Below are 11,573 nucleotides of genomic sequence, written 5' to 3'. Positions count from 1 at the left end.
GCCGCCCCGGAAGCCCGGGCGGCCCCTCGGTCGTGTCAGGGTGCCGGCACGGGGCCTAGGTTGGGCGGGTGAGCACCCCGCCCCCGGATGGCGCCGACCCGTCGCGGCCGGTGCAGGGCGTGGCCGCTCCGGCGCGGGAAGCGGCGTCTCCGGCGGCCGCGGAGCGGGGTGGCGAGGACCTTGCCGCGCCGCACTGGCTGGTGCAGATGCTGCGGCCCCGGCCGGCGCCGATCGAGTGGAACCGGGTGGTCCGCGCCGCGCTGGCCATCGGCGGGCCGATCGCGGTCGGCATGCTCGCCGGGGCGCTGCCGATCGGCGTGCTGGTCTCCATCGGGGCGTTGCCGATCACCGTGACCGACCGGGCCGGGCCGTACCGGTACCGGTTGCGCCGCAGCGGTTTCGTACTGCTCACCGCCACCGCCGGGTACACGGTCGGCAGCCTGGTCGGCGAGCGCGGGCTGCTCACCGCGGCGGCGATCGTGGTGCTCGCCGTGGTGTCCGCGGTGATCAGCGCGGCGAACAACACCGCATCCATGGCCGGCCTGCAACTGCTGGTCTTCGGCGTCATCGGCGCCGGCCAGGCCGCCAGCGTCCCGCCCGGCCTCCGGATCGCCTGCTTCGTGGCCGGCGCGGCGTGGGCGGTGCTGCTCGCGCTGAGCGGCTGGCCGGTCCGCGCCACCGCACCGGAGCGGGCCGCGGTGGCTCGGGTGTTCGACGCCGTGACCGCGCTGCTGCGGGCCATCGGCACCGGCGAAACGGTCGCGGCGCGCCGGTCGCTCACCGCCGCGATGAACGACGCCTACGACGCGCTGCTGTCCGTCCGGTCCCGGATCGCCGGCCGCGACCTGCCCTACCGGCGGCTGCTCCTGCTGCTGTCCGAGGCCACCCCGCTGGTCGAGGCGTCGGTGGCGTTGGCCCACGCCGGGCGGCGTCCCCCGCCGGCCGTGGTGGGCGCGGTGGCCGAGATCGCCGACGCGGTGCGTACGGACGGCCCGGTGCCCCGGCCGTGGCTGCCGGAGACCCGCACGCCCAGCACGTCAGCGCTGGTCGCCGGCGTGCAGCAGGTGTTGCGGGTGATGTCCGGATCCGGCGTGGACCGGGTGACCGTCGAGCGGCCGAGCCCGCGGGAGCGGTTCGAGTCGTGGTGGGACTCGGTGGTGGCCGGCCCGGAGACGTGGTTCCACGCGTTGCGGCTGGCCCTGTGCATGGTGGTCGCCGAGGCGCTGATCGCGTTGCTGCACCTGCAGCGGCCCTACTGGGTGCTGCTCACCGTGGCGATCGTGCTGAAACCGGACTTCGGCTCGGTGTTCGCGCGGGCGCTGCTGCGCGGCGGCGGCACGCTGCTCGGCGTGCTGGTCGGCGCGGCCATCCTCGCCGCGGCACCAGGCGGGTGGCTGCTCGCGGCGTTCCTCGCGCTGTTCGCCGCCGCGCTGCCGATCGGGCAGGTGCGCAACTACGGCATGTTCAGCACGCTGATCACCCCGCTGGTGATCATCCAGCTCGACCTGGCCCAGGCGGGGGACTGGAGCCTGGTGCTGGCCCGGCTGCTGGACACCCTGCTCGGCTGCCTGGTCGTGCTGGTGGTGGGCTACCTGCTGTGGCCGGGCGGCAGGCGGCCCCGGGTGGGCGGCCGGGTCGCCGAGGTGCTCGACCTGCTCGCCGAGTACCTGCGCCGCGGTCTGGGCGGCGACCCGAGGGGCCGGTCCACCCTGCGCCGGCGCAGCTACCGCGCGCTCTCCGACCTGCGCACCGCGTTCCAGCAGTTGCTCTCCGAACCCTCGGCGGCGGGGCGCCTGGCGGCGGCATGGTGGCCGGCGATCGTCCGGCTGGAGCGGGTCACCGACGCGGTGACCCGGGTGGCCGTGGAGGTGGAGCGCGGCGCCCCGGTGCCGGACCCTGGCCAGGTGGAGCGGCTGGCCGGCGCGGTCGGCGAGGCGGCGGCCGCGGTGCGTGCCCAGCGGGCCCCCGGCCAGGTCCGGCTGCCCGACTCCGAGCAACTCGCCGGGGTCAGCGCGGAGCTCACCGCGGTGCTCCGCACGCTGCGCGGCCCCGAATGGGACGGCCGCCCGCCGCCCTCGCCGATGCGGCTGTTTCCCACCGACGCGTGGCGCCGCATGCGGCCGAACCGTCGCCACGGGTAGCCGGTGGGTCACGCCAGGCCGCGGGGTGAGGTGCCGGTCACAACGTGGGAACCCGCCGCCGCCTCGGGTACGCTCCGTCGTTGGCGTGCCCCGGATCGGCCCCACCCCGGTCACCACCGGGTGGCGGTCGGGGAGGAGAGACCAGACCAGCGACCGGCAGGACACCCGTCGACCAGGCCTTACCCCAGAGGCCGAGAGAACCATCCCAGGTGCAGAGTGAACGCTTCCGAAACCGCGCAGCGGTTCGCCTCCGAGGAGGACGGCCGCCCGGTGCCCCCGCAGTACCGCCGACCGACCATGCTGACCTGGCAGGGCGTGCCCGAGCAGCCGCCGCGGCTGGAGTCGGTCCGGCTGCTGCTGTCCGACGCGCGCCTCCGGGCCTCCGGCCGGATGGTCGCGGCCGCCGGCGACGGGACAGAGCCGTTCAGCGCGTCCTTCGAGCTGTCCGTCACCGAGGTGGGCACGGTCAGCCGGCTGCTGCTCCGCAGCACCACCGCGGAGGAGGAGCGGCAGATCTCGCTGTCCCGCACCGAGGACGGCGTGTGGCTGGCCGATCTCGGCCAGGGCACCGAGCGCACCGACTTCGACGGCGCGGTGGACGTGGACGTGCAGCGCGCGGCGCTGTTCAACACCCTGCCCATCCGGCGGCTGGGCCTGCACCGGGAGCCCGGCGAGCACGAGATTCCCATGGTGTTCGTCTCGCTGCCCGACTTGTCCGTGCGGCTGGTCCGGCAGACCTACCGCACCGTGTCGGTCGGCGCCGAGCAGTCCGTGGTCAACTTCACCAGCGGTGACTTCTCCGCCGACCTGGTGGTCGACGCCGAGGGCCTGGTGCTCGACTACCCCGGTCTGGCCACCCGCCGGTAGCCCGGCCCGCCTCCGCCGCGGGCCGCTACACGCGGACGGCGATCGCCGCGCCCTGGCCGACGCCCACGCCGGCCACCGCCACCCCCGTCCCGCCGCCGCGCACCTTCAGGTGCCGGCACAGGTCCACCACCACCCGGGACAGCGACGCGCCGAGCGGGTGGCCGTAGGCGATCGCCCCGCCATGCACGTTGATCCGCTCCGGCTCCACCTCCGGCAGGTGGTGCTGCATGGCCAGCACCACGGCGGCGAACGTCTCGTTGACCTCCCACAGATCGACATCCTCGGTCCGGGTGCGCAGCCGGGACGCGAGCCGGCGCACCGCCTCGACCGGGGCGAGCACGAACCGGTCCGGCTCCGCCGCCGTGACCACGCTGCCCAGCACCTCGCCCAGCGGCTCGACGCCCAGCTCGTCGGCCACCTCGGCGGTGCCGAGCAGGATGGCCACCGCGCCGTCGTTCAGCGGTGCGGCGTTGCCGGCGGTGATCGGGCCGTCCGCGGAGAACACCGGCCGCAGCCGGGCCAGCCGCTCCGCGCTGGTCTGCGGCCGGATCGACTCGTCGATGCGCACCGAGGTGCCGTCCGGCAGCCGGACCGGGAACACGAACCCGTCGTGTACCCCGGCGTCCCAGGCCGCGGCGGCCCTGCGGTGCGAGCGCAGCGCGTAGCCGTCCATCCGCTCCCTGCTGATGCCCAGCTCGACGGCGATCAGCTCGGCGGCCCGGCCCAGCGGCACCGTCCAGTGGCTGGGCATTCGCGGGTTGACCAGCCGCCAGCCCAGCGCGGTGGACACCATCTCCAGCTTGTCCGGCAGCGGCTGCTCGGTCCGGGGCACCACGAACGGCGCCCGGCTCATCCCCTCCACGCCGCCGGCCAGCACCAGTTCCGCGTCACCCGCGGCGACCGCCCTGGCCGCCTGCACCACCGCCTCGCCGCCGGAGGCGCACAGCCGGTTCACCGTCACCCCCGGCACGGTGGGTGGCAGGCCGGCGAGCAGCGCCGCCATCCGCGCCACGTTGCGGTTCTCCTCGCCGGCCCCGTTGGTGTTGCCGTACACCACGTCATCGATCCGCGCCGGGTCGAGTCGGCCGCTGCCGTCCGGGCCGTGCCGGCGGAGCAGCTCGGTGATCGGCAACGTGGCCAGGTCGTCCACCCGGATGCCGGAGAGCCCGCCGCGGTAGCGGCCGAACGGCGTCCTGGCGGCGTCCAGGATGAGCGGGTTCGGCATGGTCTCCATGCTCCCCCAGAGCCCGGGCGGCGTGCGCGGGCCGTGACGCCCGGCGGGGCTACCCGACCTCGCCGATCGCACACCCGGCGTCCAGCGCGGTGACCCGGCCGCCGCGGGCGCCGAGACCGCGCAGCGCCTCCATCGCTCCCGGCGCGGACAGGTCGATCCGCACCGGGGTGCGCGCCGCGGTCTGCGACTCGGCCAGCTCCCGGCGTCCCTGGTGCCCGTCCTCGATCGTCTTGCCCAGCGAGCCGGTGGAGGCCAGTGAGCCACGGGCCGCGCCGAGCCGGCCTAGCGCCTCGTCCAGCGCGTCCAGCAGCGCGTCCCGGTTGCCCTCGCACATCGCCCTGACCAGCTCGGGACGGCTGCCGGCGACCCGGGTGCCGTCCCGGAACGACCCGGCGGCCAGCGCCAGCGCGAGCGGCCCGCCGGCCGCGCCCACCGAGGCCAGCACCGCGGCCAGCACGTGCGGCAGGTGGGAGACCCGGGCCACCGCGGCGTCGTGCTCCTCGGCGGCGGCCGGCACCACGTGCGCCCCGCAGTCCAGCGCCAGCCGGGCCACCTCCCGCCAACCGTCCGGGTCGGTGCCGTCCTCGGTGTCCACCACCCAGGCGGCGCCGTGGAACAGCTCGGCGGTGCTCGCCGCCCAGCCGGAACTGGCCGCGCCGGCCATCGGGTGCCCGCCCACGTACCGGGCGCGCGGGGCCAGCCGGCGCACCGCGTCGGCCACCGGCGCCTTCACGCTGACCACGTCGGTGAGCAGGCAGTCCGGCGCGTGCTCGGTGACCGCGTCGAGCACCTGCGGCACGGCCGGCAGCGGCACGGCGAGCACCACCAGCGCGTCCTCCTCGGCGGCCCGGCGCAGCGCGACGTCCACCCCCGCCTCGATCGGGTAGCCGGCGGAGCGGGCCGCCGCCACGTCGATCGACGAGGCGGCGGCACCCCACGCCGGGCGGCCGGCGGCGACCGCCGACCGCAACACCGAACCGCCGATCAAGCCCAGCCCGACCACACATACCGCGCGCACGGCAGCCATCGTGCCCTCCCGGCCGTCTCCGCGGCACCCACCCGGGCGTTAGCGCAGGGCGTCCAGGGCGAAGGCGGCGTAGAGCGCGACGCCGTGCTCCATCGCCGCCTCGTCGAAGAGCACCCGGCTGGAGTGGTTGGGCGCGGCCTCGGACGGCCGGGTGCCCGGCGGGCAGGCCCCCAGGAACGCCAGCACACCCGGCACCTGCCGGAGCACGTAGGCGAAGTCCTCGGCGCCCATCGACGGCGAGGCCATCAGTTCGGCGTAGCGGTGGCCGAGGACCAAGCGGGCCAGGTCGATCACCTGCCGGCCGACGGCCTCGTCGTTCACCGTCACCGGGTAGCCGAGGTCGATGTCCACCGTGGCGGTGCAGCCGTGCGCCGCGGCCACGTGCTCGCAGACCCGGCGGACCTCGCGGTGCACCAGCGTCCGGGTGTCCTCGGACAGCGCCCGGATGGTGCCCTCCAGCTCGGCGGTCTCCGGGATGACGTTGTTCGTGGTGCCCGCCGCGATCCTGGTCACGCTGATCACCGAGGGGTCGAACGCGCTGACCCGGCGACCGATCATGGTCTGCAGCGCGCCCACCATCGCGGCCGCCGCCGGCACCGGGTCCACGGTGTCCTGCGGCATCGCGGCGTGGCCGCCGCGCCCGGTGACCCGTACCCGCAGCACGTCCGAGGACGCCATGATCGGGCCGAGGCGGGTCTGCAGCACGCCGGAGCGCAGCGTGGAGGTGATGTGCAGGGCGAGCGCCTTGCCGACCCGCTGACCCGCCGCGTCCAGCACCCCCTCGTCGATCATGTAGAGCCCGCCGTGGTGGCCCTCCTCGCCGGGCTGGAACATGAAGACCACCTGGCCGCCGAAGGTGTGCCGCCAGTTGCACAGCAGCCGGGCCGCGGAGACCAGCATGGCGACGTGCGTGTCGTGCCCGCAGGCGTGCATCGTTCCCTCGGTCGTGGAGGCGAACGCCAGGCCGGTCTCCTCGACCAGCGGCAGCGCGTCCATGTCCGCCCGCAGCAGCACCGCCGGCCCGGGGCGCGCCCCGTCCAGCACGGCCACCACCGAACTCAGCTTCGCCCCGGTGGTGACCCGCAGCGGTAGCTCCTGCAGCGCGTGCAGCACGGCCGCCTGGGTGGCCGGCAGGTGCAGGCCCCGTTCGGGTCTGCGGTGCACCTGGCGGCGCAACGCCACGGTGTGCGGCTGGAGCGTTCGCGCGGCCTGAAGCACGCCGGCGAACCTGGTGTCGGCGGCGGGGCCGGAGCCGGCTGGTTTGCGTGGCGCTGCGTCCATGAATCGATACTCGCACCGAACCGCCACGCAAAGTTCTTTCACGCGGAACGCAGAATGGGCGGGTTGGTGCTTCCGGGTGAGCGTGCGACCGCATACCGTGTTGGTATGGCGCAGCATGAGCCGGTTGGTGGCTTCGCCGTCGCGGTCGTCCGGGAGGACGGCAAGTGGCGGTGCAGCGCGCTGGACGCATCGGCCCTGAACGACCTGGACAAGGCCATCACCGAGCTGCGGCGACTGCGCTCCACCGGTGCGGTGTTCGGCATGCTCGCGGTCGACGACGAGTTCTTCGTACTGGTCCGGCCCACCCCGAGCGGGGTGTCGCTGCTGCTCTCCGACGCCGCGGCCGCGCTGGACTACGATGTCGCCGCGGACGTGCTGGACCTGCTCCGGGTGGAGCCGCCGGACGAGGACGACGAGGAGGTCTGGCCGGAGGGTGACCTCGGCATCCTGGCCGACCTCGGGCTGCCCGACGACGAGATGCAGGTCATCGCCAGCGAGGTGGACTACTACCCGGACGAGCAGCTCCGGATGATCGCCCAGCGGTGCGGGTTCGAGGACCAGCTCGACGAGTTGCTCGACCGCATCGCGCGGTGAGCCGGGCGCCACGAGTTCGCGCGGTGAGCCGGCAGGGTGACGAGGACCTGGTGCGGGCCGCCATTGAGGCCGCCCGCGCCGCGTTCGCCAGCGGCGACGTGCCGGTCGGCGCCGTGGTGGTGGACGCCGAGGGCCGGCGACTGGCCAGCGCCTGCAACGCGCGCGAGGCGCTGGGCGATCCCACCGCGCACGCCGAGGTGCTCGCGCTGCGTGCCGCGGCGGGCCGGCACGGCGACGGCTGGCGGCTGGATGGCTGCACCCTCGCGGTCACCGTGGAGCCGTGCACGATGTGCGCGGGTGCGCTGGTGCTGGCCCGGGTGGCGCGGGTGGTGTTCGGCGCATGGGAGCCGAGGACCGGGGCGGTCGGCTCGCTGTGGGACGTGGTGCGCGACCGCCGGCTCAACCACCGCCCCGAGGTGGTCGGTGGGGTGCTGGCCGAGGAGTGCGCCGCCCTGCTCGACGAGTTCTTCGAAAATCACCGAGACGGGTGACTCACTCCTTCCGGCGACGCGTGTCGGCACGATGCCGCCCGGCTGCCACGATTGACCTGCCCCGACGCGGGCCGGGGCGGAAACGGCCGCGGGTACAAGGGGGTGCGTGTGAGCCGTTCGCTCGGCATGCCGGCACCCGGCGCGGACCTTGCCGGGGAGCCCACCGACGCCACGCTCGCCGCGCGCGCCGCCGAGGGGGACGCCGCGGCGTTCGAGTCGCTGCTGCTCCGCTACCAGGACCGGGTGTACCGGTTAGCCGTCCGGATGCTCGGCGACCCGGCCGAGGCGGAGGACATCGCCCAGGAGGTGTTCCTCACCGCGTGGCGCCAACTGCCGGCCCTGGCCGACCCCGCGGCCGTGCGCACCTGGCTGTTCCGTATCGCCCACCGGCAGTGCCTGGTGCTGTTCCGCACCCGGCGCAGCCGCCGCACCGAGCCGACCGACGCGTTCCCCGAGTCCGCGGCGATGGCCGTGGGCGGTGCGCCCGGAGGCTGGTTCGACCCGCCGCGCGCGGTGGAGGCGGGTGCCGGAGTGCGGGCGCTGGGCGCGGCGCTGGCCGGCCTGCCCTCGCCGCAGCGCGCGGTGTGGCTGCTCGCCGAGGTGGACGGCCTGCCGTTCGCCGAGATCGCGGAGGTCGTCGGCACCACGGAGGAGGCGGTGCGCGGCCGGCTGTGCCGGGCCCGTACCCGGCTGGCCGAGTTGATGCGGGCCTGGCGCTGACCGCGCCGTCGCGGCCGGCCGAGCGGGGCCGTTGGAATGCCACGATCGGCGTCCGCTACCCTCGTTCGCGGTAGCGTGTCCGAGCGGCCGAAGGAGCGCGCCTCGAAAGCGCGTGAGGGGCAACCCTCCGTGGGTTCGAATCCCACCGCTACCGCTCATTAACCAGGTAGGCGCCGGGCGGGTCGAAACCGACTCGCCCGGCGTCCCGCGTTGGGTCTCAGGCGGCCCTGTGAGCGGCTTGGTTGTCCGACAATGCACCCTGGCGTAGGGGATCGATCCCCGTAAGCCCCGGATGGGCACGGCCCTCCTGGCTGAAACTCACCGCCCGAAACGGTGATCATCGTCGCGTCCCCGCGCAGTTGATCGAACATGACGCGAGTATCCCAACCGGCACTGATCGATCACCTGCGAGCCAAGGAGTCCTATGTGCCGCGCCTGCCTGTCGTGATTCGCTGCCTGCTCGACCAGGCTGTGATTCTCGGAGCCGGTTCTGCTCCTTTAGGTATTGCCCAAGACCGGAAAAATGTTTACCGCCTTGGGCAAAAGGCCACAGGTGCTTTCGTCCACGCGACATGGATGTCGCGCGACGACACGACTGAACAGTTGGAGAAAAAAGATGCGAGCTACAACCTGTGTACGGGCTGCGCTCACCGTGGCCGGTGTGGTCGCCGGGTTGGTGTCGCTGCCGGCCACCGCCAATGCCGCGGTGACTACCGTGACCTGTAACGGAACGGCATTGCAGACGGCGATCACCAACGCCAACCCGGGAGACATCCTGGTGCTGGCCCCGGGCTGCCACTACAGCTACAGCACGCCCTTCGACGCCACCGACGATGCGTTGCCGCCGATCGCCAAGACGCTCACCATCGTTGGCAACGGCGCCACCATCGAGCGCTCGGCGATGGCCGCCGCCAATTTCCGGATTTTTGAAATCGACCTTCCGGGGGACCTCCGCATCAGTAACGTGACGGTTCGCAACGGACAGGCGAACGGCGATGGCGGTGGGTTCCTGGTCCTCGGTGGCCGGCTGACCACCGGGAGTACCACCATCACCGCGAACATGGCCACCAATGTTGGTGGCGGTATTTCTGTCGAACCCTTCGGCGGCGTCGGCGGCAGCGCCACGCTCAACGCGACCACCCTCAGCGGGAACACCGCCGTGTCGAATGGTGGTGGTTTGGAACTGGTCGGGGGCGTCGTGGGCACCAGCGCCACGCTGAACAACAGCACCGTGACCGACAACAGCTCCGGCGCCCTCGGTGGCGGTATCAGGGTTGCCATTGGCAGCGCCCTGACGCTGAACAGCACTCGGGTGATCCGCGGCACCACCCTCACCGGCAACATCGCTCTCCAGGGTGGCGGCATCAGTGTCGTCGGCAGCGCGACGCTGAACAGCAGCACGGTCAGCGGAAACACCGCCTCGGGAGCAGGTGCCGCGGGCGGTGGCATTCTCAATGACGGGACGTTGAAGCTGAACAGCAGCACGGTGACCAACAACACGGCCAACGGCACGAACGCCCGGGGCGGTGGCATTGCCAACTCCGGAACCGGCACGGCGACGCTGCGGTCCAGCCCGGTATCCGGCAACCAGGCGCTCGGTATGGGTGCGGACGGCGGGGGCGTCTTTAACAACGGCGGCACGGTGACGCTGATTTCCAGCCCCGTGACCGGCAACACCCCGAACAACTGCGGGATGCCGAGCACCGTGCCCGGCTGCGTCTGAACGCTTCCTTGCCCGACAGGCGTGTGTCCCGCGGTGACAACCCTCCGCCGCGGGGCACCCCATCGAGCGTACGTCCGGCCGTGCCCGCTGGCCGGCACGTTTGTCTCGGGTGCGGTTCATGGCCGTGCGCGACCATCACCCGGTCCACCGGGCTGCTCCTGGCGTTTGCGGGTCGCGGAGCACGGCGCGCACCGCCATGCCTCTGCCCCACTGGGTATCGCAGGTCCCCCAGGCCATTCGCCGGCCAGTCAGTAACGCCGGGCGACCGATCTTGGCCGCCCTACGTCGACGGACCGCCGTCCGTGCTCACGGACCGGATCTGGTGCGATCACGAACGGCGGTCCCGTTCACTCTGTCGACGAACGATCTCCGGTGAGGAAACGTCACAGATTACTGTCTTCGTGATCGCCGAGATGCCCGGATCGGACCTGTTCTCGTTCTGACAGGCGACGTCTTTCCGCCATTGCCGTGGTCCACCATCCCGCGGGTGAATCTTGTCCGCTGAAGGGGCATGCGTGTCGCGTCGCGCTTGAACCCCGACCTGTCGAGGACGTACGCATTTTCCGGCCGGAAAATCCAACAGGACGATTTTCCGAAAAATTTGCCACGAGGGAGGACCGTGGTGACACGTTCCTACAGAACACTGATACGCCGCGTCGCGGTGGTCGGGGCCGCGCTGGCGGCGATGGTTGCCTTCGCGCAGCCGGCCATGGCGCAGACAACGACGACCACGACGGTGAACGGCACGCCGAACCCGGCCGCGCCGAACCAGCCCGTCACGCTGACCGCGACGGTCAACTGCCCCGGTGCGCCCGCTGGTGAACCGGCGGGCACGGTGCAGTTCTTCGACGGTGTGAACACGATCAACGGCGCCATTCCGGTCAACACCAGCTTCCCGGGCGGGGGTAGCGGAACGGCGACGGTGACGACGTCGTTCGCCACGACCGGGACGCATCAGATCACGGCCACGTACACCCCGACGGGAACGGCGTGTCTCGGGTCGACCAGCATGGCTTTCCCCGAGCAGGTGCAGACGCTGGCGACGACCGTCTCGGTGAACGGCAGCCCGAACCCGGCCACCCCGGGCCAGACGGTCACCCTGACCGCGACGGTCAACTGCACCGGTGCGCCTCCCGGTGAGCCGGCGGGCTCGGTGGTGTTTTCCGACGGCGGCGTGCCGATCAGCGGTTCGGTGGCGGTCACCCCCGCTGGGGGCGGTACCGGCACGGCGACGTTCATGACCTCGTTCGCCACGACGGGGACACATCCGATCACGGCGGCATACACCCCGGGCCCGGGGTCGCCCTGCAGCCCGGCGGACAACACCGCCAACCCGTTCAACGAGCAGGTGCAGACGCTCGCGACGACCGTCTCGGTGAACGGCAGCCCGAACCCGGCCGCGCCGAACCAGGCGGTGACGCTGACCGCGACCGTGACCTGCACCGGCGGGGGCGCTGGTGAGCCGGCCGGCACCGTGCAGTTCTTCGACGGTGGG

10 protein-coding genes and 1 tRNA gene are annotated in these 11,573 nt (G+C 73.1%); 8 read left to right on the top strand and 3 right to left on the bottom strand.

Translation table 11 applies throughout. The features are described from left to right. The first annotated feature begins 68 nt into the window (after positions 1–68). On the top strand, positions 69–2,141 hold the full coding sequence (locus tag FFT21_RS24940) for an FUSC family protein (RefSeq protein WP_225978735.1): 2,073 nt from the start codon (positions 69–71) through the stop codon (positions 2,139–2,141). Between the two features lie 216 nt (positions 2,142–2,357). Beyond that, entirely contained in the window at positions 2,358–3,008 is a 651-nt protein-coding gene (locus FFT21_RS24935; RefSeq protein WP_225978734.1) for a putative glycolipid-binding domain-containing protein, read from the top strand. Between the two features lie 25 nt (positions 3,009–3,033). Here the strand turns inward: FFT21_RS24935 and FFT21_RS24930 are convergent, their stop codons facing one another. The 3 genes from FFT21_RS24930 to FFT21_RS24920 are packed head-to-tail and all read right to left on the bottom strand — an operon-like array spanning position 3,034 to position 6,550. Continuing rightward, positions 3,034–4,233, bottom strand: coding sequence for a thiolase family protein (locus FFT21_RS24930; RefSeq protein WP_137816370.1), 1,200 nt, complete (start codon positions 4,231–4,233; stop codon positions 3,034–3,036). A 58-nt stretch (positions 4,234–4,291) separates the two neighbouring features. Beyond that, positions 4,292–5,269, bottom strand: a complete 978-nt coding sequence (locus FFT21_RS24925; protein WP_137816369.1) for a prephenate dehydrogenase — start codon at positions 5,267–5,269, stop codon at positions 4,292–4,294. A gap of 39 nt (positions 5,270–5,308) precedes the next feature. Continuing rightward, complete coding sequence (locus FFT21_RS24920) at positions 5,309–6,550, bottom strand: M20 metallopeptidase family protein (protein WP_137816368.1); 1,242 nt, start codon at positions 6,548–6,550, stop codon at positions 5,309–5,311. A 105-nt stretch (positions 6,551–6,655) separates the two neighbouring features. Between FFT21_RS24920 and FFT21_RS24915 the strand changes: the two genes are divergently transcribed. The 6 genes from FFT21_RS24915 to FFT21_RS24890 form a co-directional block, all read left to right on the top strand. Further along, positions 6,656–7,144 carry a tRNA adenosine deaminase-associated protein gene (locus tag FFT21_RS24915; protein ID WP_137816367.1) on the top strand — a complete coding sequence of 163 codons (489 nt, stop codon included), beginning with the start codon at positions 6,656–6,658 and terminating at the stop codon, positions 7,142–7,144. A 23-nt stretch (positions 7,145–7,167) separates the two neighbouring features. Further along, positions 7,168–7,635, top strand: coding sequence for a nucleoside deaminase (locus FFT21_RS24910; RefSeq protein WP_137816366.1), 468 nt, complete (start codon positions 7,168–7,170; stop codon positions 7,633–7,635). A 108-nt stretch (positions 7,636–7,743) separates the two neighbouring features. Further along, a complete protein-coding gene (locus FFT21_RS24905) occupies positions 7,744–8,355 on the top strand; it encodes an RNA polymerase sigma factor (RefSeq protein WP_225978733.1) in 612 nt (203 codons plus the stop codon). Between the two features lie 69 nt (positions 8,356–8,424). Then, positions 8,425–8,509: transfer RNA gene (locus tag FFT21_RS24900), tRNA-Ser, on the top strand. A gap of 507 nt (positions 8,510–9,016) precedes the next feature. Continuing rightward, entirely contained in the window at positions 9,017–10,078 is a 1,062-nt protein-coding gene (locus tag FFT21_RS24895; protein ID WP_137816365.1) for a hypothetical protein, read from the top strand. 511 nt (positions 10,079–10,589) lie between these two features. Next, positions 10,590–11,573: Ig-like domain-containing protein (locus FFT21_RS24890; RefSeq protein WP_137816364.1), on the top strand; the 984-nt coding region annotated here is incomplete at its 3' end.

Origin of the sequence: Gandjariella thermophila (assembly GCF_005405885.1) — a bacterium.
Classification (GTDB): Bacteria; Actinomycetota; Actinomycetes; order Mycobacteriales; family Pseudonocardiaceae; genus Gandjariella; species Gandjariella thermophila.
Note: the sequence above shows the minus strand (reverse complement) of the source record. Positions and strands in the feature narration are given on the sequence as shown.

Coding starts and splice junctions, on each gene's coding strand:
- FFT21_RS24925 (WP_137816369.1), bottom strand. CDS start 5,269: ATGGCTGCCGTGCGCGCGGTATGTGTGGTCGGGCTGGGCTTGATCGGC.
- FFT21_RS24930 (WP_137816370.1), bottom strand. CDS start 4,233: ATGCCGAACCCGCTCATCCTGGACGCCGCCAGGACGCCGTTCGGCCGC.
- FFT21_RS24920 (WP_137816368.1), bottom strand. CDS start 6,550: ATGGACGCAGCGCCACGCAAACCAGCCGGCTCCGGCCCCGCCGCCGAC.
- FFT21_RS24915 (WP_137816367.1), top strand. CDS start 6,656: ATGGCGCAGCATGAGCCGGTTGGTGGCTTCGCCGTCGCGGTCGTCCGG.